Annotated in this window: 18 protein-coding genes, 1 tRNA gene and 1 pseudogene; 19 read left to right on the top strand and 1 reads right to left on the bottom strand. The window is 38.5% G+C overall.

Going from position 1 to position 22358, the window contains the following annotated elements:
• The 10 genes from JJN12_RS08105 to JJN12_RS08060 all read left to right on the top strand — a co-directional run bounded on the left by JJN12_RS08105 (window position 1) and on the right by JJN12_RS08060 (window position 11787).
• Window positions 1–1623, top strand: a complete 1623-nt coding sequence (locus tag JJN12_RS08105; RefSeq protein WP_208429203.1) for a response regulator transcription factor — start codon at window positions 1–3, stop codon at window positions 1621–1623.
• Window positions 1624–1700: 77 nt separating this feature from the next.
• Window positions 1701–2177, top strand: a complete 477-nt coding sequence (locus JJN12_RS08100) for a DUF6669 family protein (protein WP_208429202.1) — start codon at window positions 1701–1703, stop codon at window positions 2175–2177.
• Entirely contained in the window at window positions 2170–3096 is a 927-nt protein-coding gene (locus tag JJN12_RS08095; protein WP_208429201.1) for a CehA/McbA family metallohydrolase, read from the top strand. The genes JJN12_RS08100 and JJN12_RS08095 overlap by 8 nt, the downstream gene beginning before the upstream one ends.
• Window positions 3097–3343: 247 nt before the next feature.
• On the top strand, window positions 3344–4606 hold the full coding sequence (locus JJN12_RS08090; protein ID WP_208429200.1) for a hypothetical protein: 1263 nt from the start codon (window positions 3344–3346) through the stop codon (window positions 4604–4606).
• Between the two features lie 454 nt (window positions 4607–5060).
• The gene (locus JJN12_RS08085) at window positions 5061–6773 is read left to right on the top strand and encodes an ABC transporter substrate-binding protein (protein ID WP_208429199.1); all 1713 of its coding nucleotides are present in this window, start codon (window positions 5061–5063) and stop codon (window positions 6771–6773) included.
• Between the two features lie 81 nt (window positions 6774–6854).
• A complete protein-coding gene (locus JJN12_RS08080) occupies window positions 6855–7775 on the top strand; it encodes an ABC transporter permease (protein ID WP_208429198.1) in 921 nt (306 codons plus the stop codon).
• An 8-nt stretch (window positions 7776–7783) separates the two neighbouring features.
• Window positions 7784–8623, top strand: a complete 840-nt coding sequence (locus JJN12_RS08075) for an ABC transporter permease (protein WP_208429197.1) — start codon at window positions 7784–7786, stop codon at window positions 8621–8623.
• Window positions 8620–9570 carry an ABC transporter ATP-binding protein gene (locus JJN12_RS08070; protein WP_208429196.1) on the top strand — a complete coding sequence of 317 codons (951 nt, stop codon included), beginning with the start codon at window positions 8620–8622 and terminating at the stop codon, window positions 9568–9570. Before JJN12_RS08075 ends, JJN12_RS08070 begins: the two co-directional genes overlap by 4 nt.
• Window positions 9563–10354, top strand: coding sequence for an ABC transporter ATP-binding protein (locus JJN12_RS08065; protein ID WP_208429195.1), 792 nt, complete (start codon window positions 9563–9565; stop codon window positions 10352–10354). The genes JJN12_RS08070 and JJN12_RS08065 overlap by 8 nt, the downstream gene beginning before the upstream one ends.
• Window positions 10355–10530: 176 nt before the next feature.
• On the top strand, window positions 10531–11787 hold the full coding sequence (locus JJN12_RS08060) for an ATP-binding protein (RefSeq protein WP_208429194.1): 1257 nt from the start codon (window positions 10531–10533) through the stop codon (window positions 11785–11787).
• A 70-nt stretch (window positions 11788–11857) separates the two neighbouring features.
• Here JJN12_RS08060 and JJN12_RS14185 read toward each other — a convergent pair.
• Window positions 11858–12022: pseudogene (locus tag JJN12_RS14185) on the bottom strand (IS481 family transposase); the annotation flags it as partial.
• A 42-nt stretch (window positions 12023–12064) separates the two neighbouring features.
• On the opposite strand from JJN12_RS14185, the gene JJN12_RS08055 reads away from it, so the two are divergent.
• The 9 genes from JJN12_RS08055 to JJN12_RS08015 all read left to right on the top strand — a co-directional run bounded on the left by JJN12_RS08055 (window position 12065) and on the right by JJN12_RS08015 (window position 22293).
• Window positions 12065–15106, top strand: a complete 3042-nt coding sequence (locus JJN12_RS08055; RefSeq protein ID WP_208429193.1) for an AAA domain-containing protein — start codon at window positions 12065–12067, stop codon at window positions 15104–15106.
• Window positions 15107–15226: 120 nt separating this feature from the next.
• Window positions 15227–16585, top strand: coding sequence for a trigger factor (tig, locus tag JJN12_RS08050; RefSeq protein WP_208429192.1), 1359 nt, complete (start codon window positions 15227–15229; stop codon window positions 16583–16585).
• 24 nt (window positions 16586–16609) lie between these two features.
• A complete protein-coding gene (gene clpP / locus JJN12_RS08045; protein WP_208429191.1) occupies window positions 16610–17194 on the top strand; it encodes an ATP-dependent Clp endopeptidase proteolytic subunit ClpP in 585 nt (194 codons plus the stop codon).
• 18 nt (window positions 17195–17212) lie between these two features.
• The gene (clpX, locus tag JJN12_RS08040; RefSeq protein WP_208429190.1) at window positions 17213–18502 is read left to right on the top strand and encodes an ATP-dependent Clp protease ATP-binding subunit ClpX; all 1290 of its coding nucleotides are present in this window, start codon (window positions 17213–17215) and stop codon (window positions 18500–18502) included.
• Window positions 18502–19815: a replication-associated recombination protein A gene (locus JJN12_RS08035; protein ID WP_208429189.1), complete on the top strand. Its 1314-nt coding sequence runs from the start codon at window positions 18502–18504 to the stop codon at window positions 19813–19815. Before clpX ends, JJN12_RS08035 begins: the two co-directional genes overlap by 1 nt.
• A gap of 1 nt (window position 19816) precedes the next feature.
• Complete coding sequence (locus JJN12_RS08030; protein ID WP_208429188.1) at window positions 19817–20953, top strand: aminotransferase class V-fold PLP-dependent enzyme; 1137 nt, start codon at window positions 19817–19819, stop codon at window positions 20951–20953.
• A gap of 354 nt (window positions 20954–21307) precedes the next feature.
• Entirely contained in the window at window positions 21308–21904 is a 597-nt protein-coding gene (gene yedF / locus JJN12_RS08025) for a sulfurtransferase-like selenium metabolism protein YedF (protein ID WP_208429187.1), read from the top strand.
• 9 nt (window positions 21905–21913) lie between these two features.
• A complete protein-coding gene (locus tag JJN12_RS08020; protein WP_208429186.1) occupies window positions 21914–22150 on the top strand; it encodes a DUF3343 domain-containing protein in 237 nt (78 codons plus the stop codon).
• Between the two features lie 46 nt (window positions 22151–22196).
• Window positions 22197–22293: transfer RNA gene (locus tag JJN12_RS08015), tRNA-Sec, on the top strand.
• Window positions 22294–22358 lie beyond the last annotated feature (65 nt).

The raw sequence follows: 22358 nt of genomic DNA, 5'->3' as shown, positions 1-22358 counted from the left end.
ATGTATAAAATTTTAGTTGTAGATGATGAAAACCTCATAAGACAGGGAATAATAGCACAGCTGGAATTCCTTAATTATGGGTTTGATGAAATACTTGAGGCGGATACAGGGAATTCTGCACTTAGAGTACTTAGAGAATCTAATCCCGACATTGTAATCACTGATATATCCATGCCTGAAATGGACGGACTCAGCTTTGTGGAAGAGGCAAAGAAGGAAAGGGAAGGTACTAAGTTCATACTTCTAAGCGGATATGCAGAGTTTTCCTATGCCCAAAAGGCTATATCTCTTGGTATATCAGAATACTTGCTTAAGCCTGTATCTAAGGACAAACTGAAGGAGTGCATTGACAAGGTTATCTATGAGCTTAAGAGCGAGAAAATGATTAAGGAGGCATCCATTCACAAGGGGATACTTACAAGGGAAAAGGCTGAATACCTTTTTGAGAAGGACTTTAATCTTCTTGTAAATAGTGTAGACAGTGGGAGCTATCCTTTTATTGAGGAAAACTATCCCTATCTTCTAGGCGAAAAGGAAGAAGCCTGTCCATACTTTATGCTTGGCATAATAAGCATACACCAAAGCAGCTTTGAAAACGGGAGTTTCACTCAGGGAGAAATAGACCTTTTGAGATTTTCCATCAAAAATGTCTTTGCTGAGATTACTACCAAGTCGGACAAGCTGATTGCAAATAACTTGACCAATAAAAGTGAACTCTTTATATTGCTTTATTCTCCAAATGAGAAGAGATTAAGAAAAGACTCTGAGAAGATATTTTTGGGTATCCAGGCTGTGCTTGAAAAATATATGAATATAATATTATCCTTCGGTATGAGTAAGCCTGCTAAAAAAATAAATGAAAAGAGTCTCAAACAGGCAGAAAAAGCCCTCAATCAGGTTATGCTTTTTGGTAAGGCAAATATTTACTTTTATGAAGATATGAAGGATGTGCCTATTGAGAGTTTTCCTATATCGGAGCTTAACAATCTCGAAAACTATATCAAGAGAAAAGAGATACAAAAGGCTAAAAATGCTGCTCTTGATATATTTTCAAAGGATACGCTTAGAAGATACGGAATTAACTATCTGAGGGTTATGTGGGTGAGGGTGTTAAATCTCCTGTTAAGAAATTCTGCTGATTATGAGGAAAATGATGTTGAGACCATACTTTCAGCCTTTTCAAGGTCGGGGAGGTTTGAAGACATAGAAGAGGTCAGGGAGGAGTTGACTTCAATCATAGAGGTTTCTCTTAAGAAGAGTGGAGACAAGGAAAAGACTGCGGATGAAAAAATCCTCTCTGCAATAGAGTTTATGAAGAATAATTTTAACAAGGATATAAGCATAAATGACATTGCGGAAAGATATGACCTAAATATCAATTATTTTTCCGCCCTCTTTAAGAAAAAGACGAACAGTTCACCCATCAATTTTCTTACAGAGCTTAGGATAAAGGCTGCAAAGGATTATCTGAAAAACACAGACGAGAGTGTTACAGACATATCTAAAAAGGTGGGTTATGAAGACAGCCAGTATTTTTTCAGGGTATTTAAGAAGTCGGAGGGGATAACCCCTCTTATGTACAGAAAGCAGGACAGAGACTATGGGATTCATAGTCAGTTATAGTAACTTACTTTTAAGTAAATGACAGGAAGCTTGTGTATATTAACACAGTAGAGGAATTTCACCTATTAGGAGGCTTTATGGAAGAATTGTACAGGGTAAAGGGAGAGCTTAATTCGGGCTTTGTAGGTCAGATAACCTATACTATCTGCCTGCCTTATAAGTGCAGTGAGTTAGACATTTGCCTGAAGTTTTCAAAACAGCATTTTCCGTCAGCGGATATGGTTCCTTTGGAGGAAATGAAAGAATTCTGCAAAAAAGAGTATGGCATCAGCCTTGGAGAAAATGATGAGGAAGCACTTGATAACTGCCTACACAATATGAAAACAGAGATTCATCTTATGGCAACCCTTAATGACGAATTCATCGGCTGTATTCATAAGCAAAGGCTTGAAAGGCATATGGTATTTTCGTCTTCTAAGCTATCGGAGGGCTGTATAATGCCAGAAAGCCTTGAGGGCGTGCTAAAGGTCACTGTACTTGTGTTCAATGTGCTGATGGATGAAACCCCTTATGAGGTAAGCGTTAAAGCGCAGAGAGGAGAGAGCGATGTATAAGAGGCTTGAACTTCACAATCATACTACAGAATCCGACAGCTCTCTTAGCTGTAAGGAATTGCTTGAAATCATGGAGGCTGACAGGGTGGATGCCTTTGCAATCACTGACCACAACACCATATCGGGACATTCTATTATTAAAAAACTCTTAGATAATGGGGATTATAAGACAAAATGTATCTATGGAATGGAATATACGACTTATTACGGACATATTCTCTGCCTGAACCTCCCTGTCTATGTGCCTTGGGACTCAATCGACTTTTTTAAGCCTGAGCTTTTGTTTAATGCTGCCAGAGCTAAGGGAGCCTTAGTTGGGATTGCCCATCCGTTCTCGTTTGGTGCACCTTTTGCAAAGGGATGCAGGTTTGAAATGAAGGTGAAGGACTTTTCTGCTGTTGATTTTATTGAGGTATTTAACAACCCTGAACCCTTACACGAAGTAAATGAAAAGGGACTCATCTGGTGGGAGGAGCTAATCTTAGATGGCAAGAGGCTTGCAGCGACCTGTGGCATGGACTTGCACGGTCACTGGGACATGGGGAACCAGTATGCTACCTTCATAGAGGGAGAAGAAGCGGGAGATGTTGAAGCAGAGCTATCTCACGCTATAAAGGATGGTAAGACTTGGGTGTCCAAGGGAACGCTTCTTATATGCGAGTATTCCAAGGAAGAAAACTACATTAAATTAAGACTTTTTGATGCTAAAAAGCCCGGCTTTATTTATTCCGAAGACGGCAGATATATAATTAGTTTAAGAGGCAAGAATGGGCTTATTACAAAGGAAATATCTGAGAATGAAGAAGTAATTCTTTCCCTTGATGACCTACAGGGTGAAGATATAATCATACCTAAGTTATATATTAAAGATACTGACATAGAGAACTTGGTTTGCGTCTCGCCAGTGGTAAGGCTTTAAGAGAATTAAAGGGTTGAAAAATGTAAGTGTCTTGTGAATAAGACAAAAATGATGGGAAAAAGAATCCGTGAAGTTAAAAATCTAACTTTCACGAAAATGCCTACGATACCGTGGCTTATTAAAAGTTTTAAGAAAACTAGCCAATAGTTCTTTGTTTGATTTGATTAGACGATAAAGAGAGTGAAATAATTTGGAATACGAAGGATTTTATTAAAAGAATATTCAACACATAGGAGGAGGTGTCTTGATGGATAATACACTATGTAGAATCAGCAAAATGTCTAGTCAACTGGCTGCCCCATTAGTAGACAATTATATACAAACTCTGAACCGAAATTCTTCCATAGTAAATGAAAATACCATAAAGATTATAAAAGAACTGTTTGCAGAGTTGAAATTAATTAAATCCTGTGGTGATGATGAACGCAGGGAACTTTGGCTTGAAGTACCCAAAGGAACAATAGCTGACTTTGGAGATTATGAGACAGCGAAAGAATATGGTGATGTTGAAAATTATGAGGAGTTTGAAAGGTGGTGGAAAGAGGAGTACCCCGATGATGTGTACTGGTATCATCTTGTTACATTAGAAAACGATGGATATATGGCGGTATTTCTTAAAAACCGAATGGTGCTTGAGGTGAATCCGCATTTAAATGAAGAACAATATGACCGATTTGGGGATGCAGTCAATCCGTTTGTAGAATGGCTGACAGTATCAGTAAAGTGTTGCATTAATCAGATGCAGGAAGGCACATACAATGAGTATGTAAAGACCCATTTAACACCAGAAAACCGAACTGGTACAATTATCAGAAATGATTACTGGAGGGCGTTTCCGGAGGTTAAAGAAAATTATCTGAAAAACTTTTCAAAATCTGATTATGATGAATTTATCAGACTTATGGATGGAGTGAAAGATAAGCCTTCGCCAAATGGTAGGATGGAAACAATGACATCAGGATTGTTCTTTCATTGTTGTGCATTGGGATATGAAGCAAACCACTTTCAGGGATGCGAGTTGCCTCCAAAGGAGCAGTATTTGAAACATGCCGATGGGCGGGATGAAGGTTTGTGTGGCATTGATGAAAACAGCCCGAGTGCATTTGAAACATGGTACAATGATCGTATGCGTTACGGAGGGCATCCGTGGGAAGTATGCCGGGGTGGAAATTCTACTCATGTTGATCTCTATGTGATGAGGGATGAAAAAGGGTATTATTTTTATACAGCAGGTAACGCATGGAACAGGTCGGTTGAGGCTGCTTATTTTTATTTGTCAATATATCGGGCTGGTTATCCGGTTACAATTCGTGATGGAAGAGCAATGGCGGATAGGTTTCTTGGTGTTGACCGTATCGGAATTGTACCTGCTGGTGTAATCCCGAATTACTGTGAGTCATATTTTCCGGGGGAGAAAATTCTTGACTTTATGAATCTGGATAAAGAGGATGAAGAAAAAATACTTGAATATATAATTTGGCAGGACATACCGGAGCAAAATCTGGGATAATAGCAGGTAGGAAATGAAAACTTTGGAGTATTTGCTAAACTTAGAAACCTCCTCACTAGTGCGAATTGCATTGTGATTACAAACAGCTAAAAGCTAAACTTAGGGAGAACGGAATAGAAGTAAAGGTACTTCCCGCATGGAAGTGGATGTTAGAATAGAGAGGTCGAAAAAGCGAACGTAAATTTTGCGTTCGCTTTTTTGGCCTTTTAAAGAACGTAAAAATTTTTGAATTTAAAATTATAATACTTTTCAATCACTATATCGTATCATACAAAATTTACCATAGATAATAATAATAAATGATAGTATTTATAATAAATTTAGATAAAATACTGAAAGTAACGAAATTATCACGCAATTTACTTGACAATATATACAGATTGGAATATCATATATATGCTGATTTTATACAAAAATTACAGAGATTACAGCTGTAATATAACAAGGAGGAGATATGAAGAAATCACTGGCAATTTTATTGGCTTCTGCATTGGTTCTTACTTCCTGTGGGGGAAATACAGGAAATAGCGAAGCTAAGAAGTCATCCGCAACAACAGCAACTGTAGCAAGTTCAACAGCTGACGCTAAGTCATCAGGTTCAAAAACTGCAGAGACTAGCAACACATCGGGGTACAAAAGCAAGAATGGTGACATTATGGTACTAACCCTGTTTCAGAATCCTAAGACATTGGATATACAAAATACCAATGCAGACTATTTTATTCCACTTCAGATTTATGACAGGCTTGTTGAAGTAGGAAAGGATGATAAAGGAAATCTGACTATAGTACCTAGCCTTGCAGAAAGCTGGGATGTATCAAAAGATGGACTTAAGTTTACTTTTCATCTAAGAAAAGGAGTTAAGTTCCACAATGGTGAGGAACTAAAGGCTGATGATGTACTTTTTACCATAAATAAAATGATGGATAAGAAGGCTGCCAATATTAATAGTTATCAGTTTGAAATGATAAAAGGCGCAAAAGAAGTACTTGCGGGTAAAGCGGATAAGGTTTCAGGGGTGAAGGTGATTGATGATTATACAGTGGAACTTACTCTGGCTTATCCTTATGCACCTTTCCTTGCAAGTTTAACCTCTGCACCAGCGTCCATTTTTAACAGAAAAGCAGTAGAAGAGGGCGGTGATAAATTTGGCTTTGATCCCGAATATACTGTGGGTACAGGCTATATGAAATTTAAGGACTGGACACAGGATAAGGAAATCAATCTGGTTAGAAATGATGACTATTTTAATGACCCTGCCAAAATTAGCGGTGTAAGATATCTTATGAATATAGATAAGTCAACCAGAAGAATGATGTTTGAAAATGGTGAGCTTGACTATATGCCAATTGATAAAACTATTTACGATACCTATGTAAATGATCCTCTTTGGAAGGACAATCTTATCAAATTCCTTGCACCTAGTATGGATTATCTTATTTTCAACCAGAATGACCCTAATATGGCAAAGGTTGATATAAGACAGGCTGTCACAAAAGCTATAAATAGAGAGGTGTTTAATCAGACCTTTTACAGTGGCGAAGGCATACTTATAAATGGGATAGTACCTCCGGGAATGCCAGGCTACAATGAGAATCTCCCTAAGATTGAATATAATCCTGAGGAGGCTAAAAAGTTACTTGCTAAAGGTGGCTTTGATTCAAGTAAACCATTTGTAATATTACAGAACGAAAGTCAGGACTACACACATCCTATGAATGAAATGCTTCAAGCCATGCTTGCTGAAGTAGGTATTAAGGCTGAAATTAAGAACATGGATATGACCAGCTACTGGGATACTGTTGCCAAGGGTGAAGGATTTGCTATTACCTTAGGCCCTGTTACTGCAGATGTTCCCGATCCTGATGATTTCTTTTCTACCTTCCAGGTTGATACATCTAAGACAAATGGTTTTAATATTAAAGATAAAGACTTGTCTGATAGGATTGCAAAGGCAAGAAGTATCGTTGATACCAAGGAAAGATTTGCTGCATTTGCAAAGCTTGAAGAGGAGCTTATGACTAAGCAGGCTGTTTACCTTCCTATAGCTGCAGAGGTTAATTTATCGGTTAAGAGTCCTAGACTTAATAACTTTGAATTTACCTGGCAGGGATGGGTATGTGGTGCTACACATAGAGTTACCATAGATCATAGTTATGATGAATAAGATATGCTTTAAATAAAAAATGTTAGGGAGTCCGGATACTCGTATAGATTTCCGGACTTCTAATTCTGTAAGGTGGTTTAGATGTTAAAATTTTTTGCTAAACGAATTTTAGAATCGGTTGTTATATTATTTGGAGTTATACTGATTACCTTTTTGTTAATGAATATAATACCGGGGAATGCGGCTACAGTATTGATGGGACAAAAGCCAAATGAACAGGCTTACGACAGAATAGTAAAAAAGTTAGAACTAGATAAACCTGTTGGAGAAAGGTTTGTTAAGTATATCTCGGACTTGTCAAGAGGAGATTTGGGAACATCTATCATTATGAATAGAAAGGTTGCAGATATTATAAAGAACTCATTTCCTGCGACTATGATACTAACCTTATCTTCGCTCACGTTCGCTTGGATATTTGGTATTATTTTGGGAATTCTTTCTGCACTTCACAACGGGAAATTTGTAGACAGACTTATCATGGGAACTGCCATACTGGGAATATCAATGCCTTCTTTTTGGATTGCCATCATTTTTCAGTATGTTTTTGCGTATAAACTAAAATTAGTACCGATATCAGGCTTTGGTAAGCCTATTCAGTTAATACTTCCATCTATTGTTCTTGGAATAGCGATGGCAGGCTCTATAGCAAGGCTTCTTAGAGCTAACCTTCTTGAAGTACTAGGGATGGATTTTTTAGATTTGGCAAAAACTAAGGGAGCTAAAAAATACCGCTTATTATTTTTGCATGCACTAAAATCAAGCCTGTTACCAGTTATAACAATTATGATAATGCAGTTAACCTCTCTTTTTGGTGGAGCCATGATTACAGAGAGCATATTTGGAATTCCGGGACTAGGAACTCTTTCTATATCTGCGCTAACCAATAGAGACTTACCGGTACTTCAGGGAATTATTCTCTTTGGAACAGTAATTACCATTCTTGGCAATCTTTTGGCAGATATAATATATACTATTTTAGATCCAAGAATAAGGCTTAAGTAGGTGATATTATGAACAGTAAATTTATTCGTTTAGTAAAAAGCAGACCTTTGCTTATAATGTGCTCTATTGTGATACTAATATTTATTATAATGGCGGTGTTTGCAGACTTTATTGCTCCATATTCCCCAACTGCCACAGATTTTTCAAACCCAATGTCGGCGCCTTCAGCAGAGCATATTTTTGGAACAGACAGACTGAGCAGGGATATATTTAGCAGAATGATACACGGACTTAGAATGTCGCTTTTTATAGGCTTGATACCCCCATCTATTAATTTAGTTTTAGGTGCCCTGCTTGGAATGCTTGCAGGATTATCTAATAAGTGGATAGATATGATTATAATGAGACTTGTAGACATAGCACTTTCGTATCCGTTCATGATACTGGCAATGGCTATAATATATAATCTTGGTCCGGGAATGATGACTATGATGTTTGCCCTTGTTGTACTTGGTTGGGCTAGCTCTGCAAGAATAATAAGGGCACAGACAAAGATGATTGCCAATGAAACCTATGTAGATGCAGCAAAGTCAATGGGCTTATCTAGGTTTAGTGTAATGAAGGCACATATACTGCCTAATATTCGTTCTACTCTTATTGTAATATATACTATGGAAATCCCTGAATCCATTCTCGCGGAGGCAGGACTTAGCTTTTTGGGCTTTGGAGCACAGGCGCCTATGACCAGCCTAGGTGTGATGGTTTCAGATGGACGCTCCTATGTGTTTGATGCACCCTGGATGTCTATCGCACCAGGCATTTTCATCCTTTTGTTGTCACTAAGTTTTAACTTTTTAGGGGATGAGCTTAGAGATTATTTTGGCCTTAAAGGAGGTTCTAAGCTATGATGGATAATTTGCTTGAAGTAAAAGACTTAAAGATAAGTGAATATAAAAGAAGAGCATATAACGACATTGTAGGAGAAATATCGCTTTACGTAAAGCATGGAGAGATAGTTGGGTTGGCGGGAGAATCCGGTTGTGGGAAAAGTCTTACCTGCAGGGCTATAATGAATATTTTGCCATCAAACCTTAAGATTACAAATGGAGAAATAAGATATTTAGGAAAACCTATAGATTATAGAGATAAGAACCTATATGGGAAAGAAATTAGCATGATATTTCAGGAACCAACTAAAGCATTACATCCTCTAAAAACAGTAGGTAACCAGATATCTGAAGTGCTTAAGCTTCATAGTGATATTAGAGGAGCTAAACTTAAGAAAAAGGTAATTGAAGCCTTGGAAGTGGTAGGAATAGACGAGCCTGAAACAAGATATAAACAATATCCTCACCAGCTGTCGGGTGGACTTTGTCAGAGAGTTATAATAGCAATAGCTACTATAATGAAACCCTCACTCATAATTGCAGATGAACCAACAACTTCTCTTGACGTAACAGTACAAAAGAAAATACTTGATCTCTTACTTGAACTTAATAAAAAAATGGGAACTTCAATCATCTTTATTTCACACGACTTAGCAGTCCTAAGTCATATATGCAATAGAGTATATGTAATGTATTGTGGTGAGATAGTAGAAGAAGGGACGGTTCCCAGTATATTTGCAAGTCCATATCATCCTTACAATAAGGCTCTGATATCTTCAATTCCATCTATGTATGGAGCTGTAACTAAGCTAAAGTCAATAAAAGGGATGGTGCCAAGTCCAAGAAATTACTCAAAATACTGTAGATTTTATGATAGATGTGATGAAAGATGTGAAGCTTGTAAGAATACTAAACCTGAACTGATTGACGTAGAGGGTAGAGGTGTGAGGTGTGTCAAATTTGAATAATAACGAAATATTGAAAATAAAGTCTTTGAGCTTAGCTTTTAGAACAGGTAGGAATAAAGAAAAAGTTGTATTAAATGATTTTTCTTTTACCTTAAAAGAGGGGGAGGTACTCGGTCTGGTAGGAGAATCAGGCTGTGGTAAAACTACCTTGAGCCGTATCCTTATGGGACTGCAACAGGCAGATAGAGGAGAGCTATTTTTATACGGCAGGAAACAAGAATTTAACAACCCAAAAGATATAAGGGATAGACGTCAGATTATGCAGATGATATTCCAAGACCCTTATTCTTCTATCAACCCATATATGACTATGAAACAGGTACTTGAAGAGCCTATGAAAAGCTTAAAACCAGAGTGGAATAGTGCTAAAAGAGAGGAAAGATGCAGAGAACTTCTAAGGCTGGTTTCACTCGAAGAAAGCTACTTGTATAAAAATGGCAGGGAAATGTCTGGTGGACAGAGACAGCGTATAGGAATTGCAAGAGCAATTAGCTGTGAGCCAAGAATTCTTATCTGTGACGAACCTGTATCTGCACTTGACCTATCTGTTCAGGCACAGATACTAAATCTTCTTAAGAGCTTGAAAAAAAACCTTAGGCTTAATATGATATTTATTTCACATGACCTTGGAGTTGTAAGATATATTGCCGATAAAGTTGCAATCATGAAGGATGGAGCAATCCTTGAGGAGGGTGAAACAGACAGAGTGTTGCAGAATCCTTGTCAGGAGTATACTAGGTATCTTCTAGAATCTGTTCTAAGTCTTAATACTGGTAAAGAGTAAGTTAGCTGCGAAATTAAGATCAATTTAAAGCGAACGTAAATTTTACGTTCGCTTTTTCGTTCCTTTTGTGCTATAATGCGAGTGATTAATGGAGACAGATTGAAGACAATAGTGTTGGAAAAGTTAAGTAGTAAACCAATATATGGATTTCACAAATAATATATAGGGAGGAACTTATGAGAGAAACAAAAAACTTGGAATTTAAGGAAACAGTATCAAATACATTCCTAAAGACAGTGAGTGCTTTTGCTAATTATGGTACAGGAAAGATAGAATTTGGAAGAAAAGATGATGGGAGTGTTGTGGGGATAAAAGATGTAAAAAGTACCTGCCTTAACATTGAAAATATGATAAATGATTCTATCAAACCTGCTCCTGACTATAGTTTAACAATTAGTGATAAAAACATAATTACACTGACAGTGAAAGAAGGAAGTTATAAACCGTATTTTTATAAATCAAAGGCGTATAAAAGGAATGATAGCGCTACTGTTGAAGTAGATGCTTTAGAGCTGACAAGGCTTATACTTGAAGGGCAAAATCAATCATATGACAGCCTTACTTCTTCAAAAAACAAACTTGAGTTTAAGATTTTGGGAGAAAAATTAAAGAGTGTAATGGGGGTAGAAAAACTCACAAAAGATTTACTGATAACTCTCGAATTGTATAACAAGAAGGAAGGATATACTATTGCAGGAGAACTTCTGGCTGATAATAATGACTTTCCGGGAATAGACATGGTTAGATTTGGTAAAGATATTAATACTTTTTTGGATAGAGCGGAATATGCCGGTGTTTCTATACTTGGACAGTATGATAAGGCTTTAGAAAAATATAGGCAGTACTATCAATATGAAGTTATTGAAGGCTCATTGAGAAAAAGGATTGAAAAAATACCAGAGAGAGCTTTTAGAGAGGCCGTTGCTAATGCGCTTGTGCATAGAACATGGGATATTAAATCAAATATAAACATATCTATGTTTGATGATAAAATAGAAATTATTTCTCCAGGTAGTCTTCCGAAAGGATTGTCTAAAGAAGAATATATTGACGGTCAAATATCAGTATTAAGAAATCCAATAATTGGAAATGTGTTCTTTAGACTTGGAATTATTGAGCGATTTGGAACGGGAATACATCGTATTTTTGCATCCTATAAAGACAGCAAGATTAAACCGGTTATTACTGTATATGAAAATTCTATAAAACTGTCACTCCCTGTATTGGAGAGTGAACTGCCTAAACTAAATGATGATGAATACAGCATTTATAGTAATCTGGTACAAAGATCACTTACATCATCTGAAGTCATGGAACTAACAGGATTTGGGAAAACTAAGACATTAAAGATACTTAATAGTTTATTGAAAGGAGGCTATATAGAAAAGCTTGGTAATGGCAGAGGAACAAGATACAGTGTAAATGGTTTCTAGGAATCTTTTAGCGAACGCTGGGATTTGCGTTCGCTTTTTCGGACTTTATGTGAACACTGAATCCGTGAAGTGTTCCGTCAAACCTTTTATTCCGCCTCATAAGGGATAATTTCGATATTCTATATCTGCGACAAACAAAGTTTACCGTGTTTGCGTTTTTATAAAGAAGAACAGCGTGGTATCTTGTAACAATTTGATGTGGTAAATATCTGTAAGTATATGCTATAATAGAAATTTAGTAACTACAACGATTAGAGCATAAATATTAGAGGGGTTTATGGATAATATTTGCAGAGAGTTATTTAGAGCCATTCACGAGGGAAAATGGTTGAAAATAGAGTATAAGAACAAAAATGAGGAAACTACCAGATATTGGATTAGTATTGTGGACTTAGAGCCATATACCAGGGTACTAAAGGTGGATAGTCTTCATTTGGGCTATTACACGGTTATGAGACTGGATAAGATATTTTTAGATTCAATAATATCAGCTGAAGTAGTGGGTGGGAGTTTTTGCGAGCGAAATGAAAAACTAATAGAAGATATAGCTATGAATCCAGAAAAATACGTGAATGTATTTACGGAAAGTGCCAATTTAAAAATCCTAAACTACCTTGAAATGTGCAATAAGTTAGATGGAACAGTTTATGAGACTGATTTTGAACTGATAGAATATTTAGACAGAGAAACTATAGACAGTGAGATATATAATCTTTCAGACGAACAATTTAAGCAAATAGTTAAATACTTTCAATATGACAAGGACAGAAAAAAATGTGGAAGTGGGAGGCTGCAAATTAAAAATCTTGCTATGAATGTTCTCAGTGTGCACACCAATAAGGGACTTTACATACTGGCATACAGGAAGCTTGGCTTGGATGTGAAAGCAAAGGCGTTGAAGCCGGCTAAAGAAATAACAATATGTACACAGTTTACAATGGGAGGAGAAGTTCAGAATATAAGACGGTTTTTAGAGGCAGATGAGTATGAGCTTCTAAATGACTTTGAGACCAAGATAGAAGTCATTAAGGATGTGATAACAAGCCATTTAAATGGTGCGGAAATGGTGGATGACATACCTTATATCATTGGACTTGGCATTGATGTTGCCCTTGACTTAAACAATGAATACAAGGCTATCCTCGATATGTATGCAGCAGGCAATGTAAGCACTCCCATAAAGGCATTTTTTGGAGAATTGCTTACAAAACCAAGAAGAAGAAATAAGGCATATCCTATTGCTCTCATAAATGAAAATATAAATCTGGACCAACTGCTTGCTATAAATAATGCTATGAAGTTTCCCTGTGCTTACATACAGGGACCTCCCGGTACAGGAAAAACAAATACAATTAAGAATACTATAATTACGGCATTTTTTAATGAGACAACTGTCCTTTTTGCCTCGTACAACAATATGCCTATAGACAGTGTAACAAATGCTTTAACCAACTTGAAATACAAAGATAAAACCATACCTTTTCCTATACTGCGTCTTGGCAATACTGAAAAGCTAAGACAGGCAATCAATTATATTAACTTGCTTAGGAAGCAGGTTGCAGCCATTAATATTTATGAGGATACCCTAAATAAAAGAAAAGAAGATAGGAAAACAAGGGCAGAACAACTTTCAGATCTCCTAAAAAACTATGAGGAGGTGGTTGAATTAAAAGAGAGAAAAGAGAGCATGGAGCATCTGATCAAATACCAGAAAGGAATGGAGAATGTTGGCTCAATTTCAGCCTTTCAGATGGATTTGCAGATGAACCAGATGAACAATCTTAATCAGAAGATTGAAAGTTTAGGAGAAATATCCAATGACAAGGTTATGGAGCTTTTGGATAGAAATGAGAAGGAGTTTTATCAATATCTTTATTTCACCTCTGCTAAATACATAAAAAAGCTCGAAACTAAGCCTTTTAGCGAACTTAGAAACATACTTGACGCTGATATAAAAGAGGATGAAAAAATACAAAAATTTGCTAAATACCTTAAGGAGTCCGCAAATGTAAAGTTGTTACAAAGAGCATTTCCGGTTATGGTGACTACCTGCATATCAGCTCACAGGCTTGGTTCTCCCGAAATATTATTTGACAGGGTTATTATAGATGAAGCAAGTCAATGTAATGTCGCCATCTCCCTTGTACCTATAATAAGAGGAAATAATTTGATGTTGGTGGGAGATCCCCAACAGCTTAGACCGGTTGTTCTCCTAGATGATATAAGCAATGTTAAACTAAAGAAAAAGTATGACATAAGTGACGAATATGATTATAAGGAAAATTCGATTTACAAGACATATTTAGCTTGTGATGCAGTAAGTGATGAGGTCCTGCTTCGCTGCCATTATCGTTCCAATAAGAAGATAATAGACTTTAACAATAAAAAATATTATAACTCAAAACTTGAAATACTTACAAATAGTGGAGAAAATGAACCCTTACTCTTTGTAGATGTAGAAAACAGCAGAAGTGAGCATAAAAATACCTCTCCTGCAGAAGTGAATGAGATTCTTGATTATGCCACACTTAACAAGGACAAGAGCATAGCAGTTATTACTCCTTTTGTTAATCAAAAGAACCTGATAGAAAGGGGGATTGCCGAAAGAAAGTTAGGGAATGTTGTCTGCGGAACTGTTCATGCCTTTCAAGGAGATGAAAAGGACGTGGTATTATTCTCCACAGCACTTTCTGACAGGACAACAGATGGTACCTATAACTGGCTTAAAAACAACAAGGAGCTAATCAATGTAGCTACTTCAAGGGCAAAGGACAAGTTGATTCTGCTTGCCAGTAAGAAAGAGCTTGACAGACTACACGGAACTAACACTGATGATGACCTTTATGAACTTGTCGACTATGTAAGAACCAATGGCAAGTCCGTAGTTACTAAAAAACAGGTTAGTTCCAGAGCGTTGGGAGTACAGCCTTTTTCAACTGCAACTGAAAATGCCTTTCTTGACAATTTAACGCATGCCTTAGGGAATATCTGGATAACTCAAAGCAGATATACTATTCATAAGGAAGTAGCTATTTCTCAGGTATTTCAGGAGAATTTGACACATAATGCCTTATTCTATATGGGAAGATTTGATTTTGTGGTATATGAAAAGCAGGGTAAGGCTGAAATACCTATACTTGCCATAGAACTTGACGGTAAGGAACACTATACGAAAGAAGCCGTTATTGAAAGAGACAGGAAGAAAAATGAGATATGTAAGGCTCACAACCTGCAGATTATAAGGGTAGAAAATTCTTATGCAAGACGGTATAACTACATTAAGGATATTTTGATGGATTATTTTAAAAGAACGCATTAAACGGACTTACATAGGGGCAGTGATTTTATAACAACTCTTGTAATTTCAAAGCCCCTATGCTATAATGATAAACTGTCATAGCATATATTTAGCTATAGTTTAAGGAGGATATTATTTAATATGAGCGCAAAGATCGAGAATTTAGAGCAGAAGAATATGGTAAAGCTTACCATTGAAAGAGAAGCAAAAGAATTAGAGGAAGCAATCAACAAAGTATATCATAAGCAGAAGAACAGAATTGCTGTTCCGGGCTTCCGTAAGGGAAAAGCACCTCTTGCTATGATTGAGAAAATGTACGGTGCAGAAGTATTTTTTGAGGACGCTGCTAACGAGATTATCGGTGCAGCTTACGAAGAAGCTGTTAAAGATAGCGACTTAGAGATAGTTTCACAGCCTGAGATAGAAGTAACACAGATTGAGAAGGGCAAGCCTTTCATCTTTACTGCAACAGTAGCAGTTAAGCCTGAGGTTGAGCTTGGCGAGTATAAGGGAGTTTCAGTTCCAAAGGCTGATACAAGCGTTTCAGAAGAAGAACTTAACAATGAGATTGACCAGGATAGAAATAAAAACGCAAGAACAATCAAGGTTGAGGACGGCGCAGCTGAAAATGGCGATGAGACCGTTATTGACTTTGACGGATATGTAGACGGAAAGCAGTTTGATGGTGGTAAGAGCGAGAATTATCCTCTTACTCTTGGTTCACATGCTTTCATTGAAGGCTTTGAGGACCAGATCGTTGGACACAAGGCAGGAGATGAGTTCGATGTAAATGTAACCTTCCCTGAGGAGTATCACGCAAAGGCTCTTGCAGGAAAGCCTGCTACTTTCAAGGTAGTTCTTAAGGAGATTAAGCGTAAGGAGCTTCCTGAGCTTGATGATGAATTTGTACAGGATATCAGCGAGTATGATACTGTAGATCAGTACAAAGAAGCACTTAAGAAGAGAATAGCTGAGCGCAAAGAGAATACTGCTAAGAGTGCAAAGGAAGAGGCTGTTATTGACAAAGTTATCGAGGCAGCTAAGATGGATATTCCTGAGGCTATGATTGAATCACAGACACGCCAGATGGCGCAGGATTTTGCAAACAGGATCCGTCAGCAGGGACTTAGCCCAGAGCAGTATTTCCAGTTCACAGGAATGACTCCTGATGCATTTATGGAGAACCTCAGACCACAGGCGCTTAAGAGAATCCAGAGCAGACTTGTGCTTGAGGCTATTGTAAAGGCTGAGAAGATTGAGGCTTCTGAGGAAGATTTCAACAAAGAGCTTGAAGAGATGTCAAAGTCATACAATATGGAGATAGAGAAGCTAAGAGAGGCTATCGGTGAAGAAGAGAAGAAGAGCATGATGGCTGACCTTGCAGTATCTAAGGCAGTTGACTTCATCAGAGATGCAGCGTTAGAAGCTGATGCCGAAGAGGCTCCAAAGAAGGCTGCAAGAAAGCCAAGAAAGAAAAAAGAAGAAACAACAGAAGAATAATTAGAATAGTACCGGAGGGAAAATATGAGTTTAGTGCCTTATGTCATTGAACAGACCAGCCGAGGAGAAAGATCATACGATATTTACTCCAGACTTCTGGAAGACAGAATTATCTTCTTGGGCGAAGAGGTAACAGATGTATCGGCAAGTGTTATTATTGCTCAGCTACTCTTCCTTGAGGCAGAAGATCCTTCCAAAGACATACATCTTTACATAAACAGCCCGGGCGGTTCAGTAACTGCGGGAATGGCTATTTATGACACTATGAATTATATCAAGTGTGATGTATCTACCATTTGTATGGGACTTGCAGCGAGCATGGGAGCTTTCCTGCTGGCGGGTGGTGCAAAGGGCAAGAGACTTGCACTTCCTAACTCTGAGATAATGATACACCAGCCATCTGGCGGTGCAAGAGGTCAGGCTTCTGATATCAAGATTGTAGCGGACAACATCATAAAGACTCGTAAGAGGCTTAATGAGATGCTTGCGGCTAATACAGGAAGACCTTTAGAGGATATTGAAAGAGATACAGAGCGTGACAACTTCATGACTGCAGAAGAAGCCAAGGCTTATGGTCTTATTGATGAAATAGTTACCAAGAGAGCATAGAATAGAGGAATGATATAGATGGCAAAAAGTAACGATCAGGGCAAATTGAAGTGTTCTTTTTGTGGTAAGCCACAGGATCAGGTTAGAAAGCTCATCGCAGGTCATGGTGTATACATCTGTGATGAGTGTGTAAGCCTTTGTTCTGAAATCATCGAAGAAGAGTTTGAACTTGATGAGGCTGTAGATGGCTTCAACCTCTACAAACCTGAGCAGATTAAGGATTTTCTTGACCAGTATGTAATAGGCCAGGATGATGCCAAGAAGGCTCTTGCTGTAGCGGTTTATAACCATTATAAGAGAGTGTCAATGGGAAAGAGTCTGGAGGTTGAGCTGCAGAAGAGTAACATCGTTATGGTTGGGCCAACAGGTTCAGGTAAGACTTATCTTGCCCAGACCTTAGCCAAGCTTCTCAATGTGCCTTTTGCAATAGCTGATGCTACAACTCTTACTGAAGCAGGCTACGTGGGCGAAGATGTTGAAAATGTACTTCTTAAGCTCATCCAGTCAGCTGACTACGACATAGATAGAGCAGAACATGGCATTATCTACATCGATGAGATAGACAAGATAACCAGAAAGTCTGAGAATACCTCCATAACCAGAGATGTATCGGGTGAGGGTGTTCAGCAGGCGCTTCTCAAGATGCTAGAAGGAACGGTTGCTTCCGTACCGCCTCAGGGTGGAAGAAAGCATCCTCATCAGGAGTTTTTACAGATAGATACAAAGGATATCCTTTTCATCTGTGGTGGAGCTTTTGATGGAATAGAGAAGATCATCGGCGCAAGAATTGATAAGAAATCCATCGGTTTTGGTGGTGAGATAGAGGATAAATCTAAGAAAGATGTATCTGAACTGCTTAAGCAGATTGCTCCACAGGATTTTGTTAAATTCGGTATGATACCTGAGTTTATCGGGCGAGTACCTATAGTAGTCACCCTTGATTTGCTTGATGAAGAAGCACTTATGCGTATAATCACAGAGCCTAAGAATGCTATGGTTAAGCAGTATAAGAAGCTTCTGGAGTTTGACGGCGTTGAACTGGTATTCGAGGAAGACGCCATAAGGGAAATAGCCAAGCAGTCAGCTGAGAGAAAGACCGGTGCAAGAGGCCTTAGAGCCATAATGGAGAAGACCATGCTTGACACCATGTTTACACTTCCTTCTGAAGAGAAGGCAGTGAAGTGTATAGTGACTGTTGCAGCTGTAAAAGGGGAGGAAAAGCCTCAGATTATATATTCTGATGACAAGCCTCCTAAAAAAGGAATAACACTTAAGAAAAAAACAACTAATAAAGGCGAAATAGCATAATGGAACAGATGTCTTTTTTTGACACAGGCCGTAATGTTACTCCTCTGGCTGACAGGTTAAGGCCGGAGGAGTTTTCTGCATTTGCAGGACAGGAACATTTGATAGGCGAAGGCAAGATACTTAGAAAGCTGATAGAAAACGATAATATTACATCTATGATATTCTGGGGGCCTCCGGGAGTAGGTAAGACCACGCTTGCTGGAATAATAGCAGCCAAGACTCATTCGCAGTTTATCAACTTCAGTGCGGTTACAAGCGGAATTAAAGAGATTAAGGATGTGATGGCGAAGGCTGAGGAAACCAGAAAAATGGGAATGAAGACTGTCTTGTTTGTAGACGAGATTCACCGTTTCAATAAGGCACAGCAGGATGCCTTTTTGCCATTTGTAGAAAGAGGAAGTATAGTACTTATTGGTGCGACCACTGAGAATCCCTCGTTTGAGATAAATGCCGCTTTGCTTTCAAGGTGTAAGGTATTTGTATTAAAACAGCTTACAACTGATGATATATTTAAGCTTCTGACAAGGGCGCTTAAGGATAAAAAAGGCTTTGGTATGTTAAATGTTGAGATAGAGGATGAACTCGTTCGTGCTATAGCTTTATTCTCAAACGGTGATGCAAGAACTGCTCTAAATACCCTTGAAATGGCGATAAACAACGGAGAACTTACCAAGGAAAAAACTATAGTAACAAGGGAAATAGTAGAGCAGTGTACAGGTAAGAAGGCTTTACTCTATGATAAAAACGGTGAGGAGCATTATAACCTAATCTCTGCCCTACATAAGTCAATGAGGAATTCAGACCCTGATGCGGCTATGTACTGGCTTGCCCGTATGTTAGAAGCAGGCGAAGAACCGCTTTACATAGCAAGAAGGGTAATAAGGTTTGCAAGCGAAGATGTGGGACTAGCTGATATTCAGGCTCTTCCTCTGGCTGTTGCTGCTTATCAGGCCTGCCATTTTCTTGGAATGCCTGAGTGCAATGTAAACCTTGCTGAAGCTGTGACCTATATGGCATTGGCGCCTAAGTCCAATGCCATGGAAGTAGGGTATTACAAGGCTAGGGATGATGCGGCGAAGACATTTTCAGAGCCTGTGCCTCTACACATAAGAAATGCGCCGACTTCTCTTATGGCTGAACTTGATTATGGCAAGGGCTATCAGTATGCACATAATTATGAGGATAAGATTACTAAGATGAAATGCCTGCCCGAATCTTTGGCAGACAGGCATTATTATGAACCTGATGGCATGGGAGCAGAGAAGGAATTTAAGAAAAGACTTGAAGAAATAAGAAGATATAGGGAGGATTAGAATGATATACTTAGATAATGCAGCAACAACGAGAGTAAAGCCTAAGGAGGTTGTAGAGGCTGTGTCTGAGGCACTTACAACCTTAGGTAATGCAGAGAGAGGTACACATTCAGCCTCGCTTGGAGCCTCCAGAACCGTATTTTCAACAAGGATGAAGTTAGCCAAGTTTTTTAATGCAGAAGGACCTTCTAATATAGTGTTTACCATGAATGCAACTGAAGGCCTAAACATTGTAATTAAGGGGTTGTTTGAAAAGGGTGATGCGGTTATATCTACCTGTCTCGAGCATAACTCTGTGCTTCGCCCTCTTTATCAGATTCGTGATGAAGGTGTAGGGCTTTCCTTTGTGTCTGCTGATAAGCTTGGCAGGCCAAACTATGAAGATTTTGAGAGACTTATTAATCCTAATACCAAGGCTATTATTACAACTGCAGGCTCCAATCTCACAGGCAATCTTGTGGATATAAAAAGGGTTGGAGAAATTGCAAAGAAGCATGACCTTCTCTTTATAGTGGATGCATCTCAGACTGCGGGAGTATTTCCTATAGATGTGAAAGAACTGGGTATAGATATCCTTTGCTTTACAGGGCATAAGGGACTGCTTGGACCTCAGGGTACAGGTGGTATCTATGTAAGGACAGGAGTCGATGTCCGCCCTTATCTCTCGGGGGGAACCGGGGTACAGACATATAGTGAGCATCAACCGCCTGAAATGCCTACAAGGCTTGAAGCGGGTACTCTTAACGGCCACGGAATAGCAGGGCTTGATGCAGCCATTGATTATATCAATGAATACGGAATGAGTACAATCCACGATAGAGAACTCTCGCTTATGTGGAGATTTTATAATGGTGTAAAGGATATCAAGGGAATCAAAATCTACGGAGACTTTGAGACTAGCGACAGATGCCCTATAGTTTCATTAAACCTTGCTGATTATGAATCAGGTGCTGTAAGTGATGAGCTATTTGAGCGCTTTGATATAGCCACAAGACCGGGAGGACATTGTGCGCCTCTTATGCATAAGGCACTCGGAACTGTGGAGCAGGGAGCGGTGAGATTTAGTTTTTCTCATTTCAATACAGAAGAGGAGATTGATACAGCCATAAGTGCCGTAAGGACTCTTGCAGAGGAATAAATTTTACCTGCTAATGAAGTTTAGTCGTATTTAGAGTGGCAAAAGATAATAGTCCTGTTAAAGCTTCAAGCGAATTTTAGTTTTTGGTACGATAACATAAAATATTCATTAGCGAGATTTCATAGTCTTGATAGGAATAGAACTTTCTTATAGATTATTCATATAATAGACAATATTTATAGGTATTGTCTATTAGACTATTAGAAGTAAAAATGGTAGACTTTAATAGTTAAAAGAACTCTTGAACACATATCGTATGAAAGAGTATAGGCTATTTACCCATTTTTGGCACTTTTATCATATATTTGAAAGATATGCGGGTTAAGAGAAACTATAATATATGTGGAGGTTAGTATGGAAAAGAAACTTGATTGTAAAGGAATGGCTTGTCCATTGCCTGTAGTTACAGCAAAAAAAGCTATGGAAGAATTTACTGAGGAAGGTATTGTTGAGGTTGTGGTTGATAACGATACAGCAGTTCAGAATCTCTTAAAGCTCGCAGCTAAAAGCAATTTTGCAGCGGCAAGTGAAAAGAAGTCGGATGAGGAGTTTGTTGTACGTATAGAGGTTAAGCCTGATGCTGGTGCAGAAAAGAATGAAAATGAGAAGAAGTCAGGACCTACAACTGTAGTTATCTCAAGTGCAACCATGGGAAGCGGAGATGATGAACTTGGTAAGAACCTTATGAAGGCATTTATCTTTGCGCTTACCAATGTAACTCCAACCCCTGATAATATCATCTTCTACAATGGTGGAGCTCATCTTACGGTAGAAGGCTCTGCATCACTTGAGGACCTTAAGAACCTTGAGAAGGCGGGAGTAAATATTATGACCTGTGGAACCTGTCTCAATTTCTACGGAATAGCTGAGAAGCTTCAGGTAGGACAGGTATCCAACATGTATGATATTGCGCAGACTATGGCTGATTCAGGTCTTGTAATCCGTCCATAAGAGGTATAAATGAGAGCAAAAGAAGCAAAAATTGTAGTGACCTTTAGCAATACCACAGATGCCATGAAGATGGAGAACCTCTGTGAAGAAAAGAACGTTCCCGGCAGGATGATTCCCGTACCTAAGGTGATTTCAGCCGGTTGTGGACTTGCCTGGTGTTCTGCTCCTGAAAATGAGGATAGAATAAGAGAAGTTCTAAAGGAGGCAGGACTTAAAGAACAGGCTATACATAGTTGCCTAATCTGATTGACAGACCGCAAAAAATGCGATATAATATTCCCGTTGTCTTTTTGGGGGCGGTTAGGTAACTGGTGTGCCTCCTGGTCTTCAAAACCAGTGTAGGGCGCGTTTGCGTCCCGGGTGAGTTCGATTCTCACACGCCTTCGCCAGAATATATCGGAGTATATCCGTTTTGGGTGCTGTTTATGCAGCGCCCATTTTTTATTTAATGGGA

This window comes from Catonella massiliensis (assembly GCF_016651435.1).
Classification (GTDB): Bacteria; Bacillota; Clostridia; order Lachnospirales; family Lachnospiraceae; genus Catonella; species Catonella massiliensis.
The sequence above is the reverse complement of the archived record's forward strand: the minus strand, read 5'-3'. Positions and strand labels throughout refer to the sequence as shown.

Excerpts from the sequence above, each read along its gene's own strand:
- JJN12_RS08105 (WP_208429203.1), top strand. The coding sequence starts at position 1 with ATGTATAAAATTTTAGTTGTAGATGATGAAAACCTCATAAGACAGGGA.
- JJN12_RS08100 (WP_208429202.1), top strand. The coding sequence starts at position 1,701 with ATGGAAGAATTGTACAGGGTAAAGGGAGAGCTTAATTCGGGCTTTGTA.
- JJN12_RS08095 (WP_208429201.1), top strand. The coding sequence starts at position 2,170 with ATGTATAAGAGGCTTGAACTTCACAATCATACTACAGAATCCGACAGC.
- JJN12_RS08090 (WP_208429200.1), top strand. The coding sequence starts at position 3,344 with ATGGATAATACACTATGTAGAATCAGCAAAATGTCTAGTCAACTGGCT.
- JJN12_RS08085 (WP_208429199.1), top strand. The coding sequence starts at position 5,061 with ATGAAGAAATCACTGGCAATTTTATTGGCTTCTGCATTGGTTCTTACT.
- JJN12_RS08080 (WP_208429198.1), top strand. The coding sequence starts at position 6,855 with ATGTTAAAATTTTTTGCTAAACGAATTTTAGAATCGGTTGTTATATTA.
- JJN12_RS08075 (WP_208429197.1), top strand. The coding sequence starts at position 7,784 with ATGAACAGTAAATTTATTCGTTTAGTAAAAAGCAGACCTTTGCTTATA.
- JJN12_RS08070 (WP_208429196.1), top strand. The coding sequence starts at position 8,620 with ATGATGGATAATTTGCTTGAAGTAAAAGACTTAAAGATAAGTGAATAT.
- JJN12_RS08060 (WP_208429194.1), top strand. The coding sequence starts at position 10,531 with ATGAGAGAAACAAAAAACTTGGAATTTAAGGAAACAGTATCAAATACA.
- JJN12_RS08055 (WP_208429193.1), top strand. The coding sequence starts at position 12,065 with ATGGATAATATTTGCAGAGAGTTATTTAGAGCCATTCACGAGGGAAAA.
- tig (WP_208429192.1), top strand. The coding sequence starts at position 15,227 with ATGAGCGCAAAGATCGAGAATTTAGAGCAGAAGAATATGGTAAAGCTT.
- clpP (WP_208429191.1), top strand. The coding sequence starts at position 16,610 with ATGAGTTTAGTGCCTTATGTCATTGAACAGACCAGCCGAGGAGAAAGA.
- clpX (WP_208429190.1), top strand. The coding sequence starts at position 17,213 with ATGGCAAAAAGTAACGATCAGGGCAAATTGAAGTGTTCTTTTTGTGGT.
- JJN12_RS08035 (WP_208429189.1), top strand. The coding sequence starts at position 18,502 with ATGGAACAGATGTCTTTTTTTGACACAGGCCGTAATGTTACTCCTCTG.
- JJN12_RS08030 (WP_208429188.1), top strand. The coding sequence starts at position 19,817 with ATGATATACTTAGATAATGCAGCAACAACGAGAGTAAAGCCTAAGGAG.
- yedF (WP_208429187.1), top strand. The coding sequence starts at position 21,308 with ATGGAAAAGAAACTTGATTGTAAAGGAATGGCTTGTCCATTGCCTGTA.
- JJN12_RS08020 (WP_208429186.1), top strand. The coding sequence starts at position 21,914 with ATGAGAGCAAAAGAAGCAAAAATTGTAGTGACCTTTAGCAATACCACA.